The organism is Pseudoroseomonas cervicalis ATCC 49957, assembly GCF_000164635.1.
GTDB lineage: Bacteria > Pseudomonadota > Alphaproteobacteria > Acetobacterales > Acetobacteraceae > Pseudoroseomonas > Pseudoroseomonas cervicalis.
Window position 1 is genome coordinate 1 of sequence record NZ_GG771263.1, and the last position, 517, is coordinate 517.

A 517-nucleotide genomic window follows, 5' to 3' on the forward strand; every position below is an offset into this window, starting at 1 on the left:
GCGAGGGGGCGCGGCGGGGCCGGGCGCGGTGTCGTCGGCGGTGACCATGCGGGCGCCATCCTGGAAGGTGAGGGAAAGGCGCGCCCCGGCCGCGATGCCGGCGGCGCTTGTGACGGGCTCGCCCGATTCGGCGCGCACCAGGGCGAAGCCGCGCGCCAGCACCCCCTGGTAGGAGGCGCCCTCCAGCCGGAAGGCCAGACCTTCCAGCCGGGTGCGGGCCTCGCGCAGGCGGGATTCGAGGCGGGTGCGTGGATCGGGCAGGCGGTGCAGGGCGGTCTGGCTGCGGTCCAGCTGGCGCTGCAGCGCCGCCGCCCCGCGCTGCTGCAGCAGGGCCAGGCTGTGGCGGTGGCCGGCCAGGCTCTCGCGCGGATGCGGCAGGCGCGGGGCGATGGCGTCCAGCGCCGCCCGCTTGGCCGAGAGCAAGGCGCGCGGCGCCATGGCCAGCCGCTCCGCCCGGTCGTCCAGCCGCTGGCGGGCGGCGCCCACCAGGCCGGGCAGGTCGGGCATGCGCGCCTCC

The 517-nt window shown here is 79.1% G+C and carries 1 protein-coding gene; it reads right to left on the reverse strand.

Translation table 11 applies throughout. The features are described 5' to 3' along the window. On the reverse strand, positions 1-507 hold a 507-nt coding region (locus HMPREF0731_RS22905; protein WP_281015406.1), incomplete at its 3' end, for an exodeoxyribonuclease VII large subunit. Positions 508-517 lie beyond the last annotated feature (10 nt).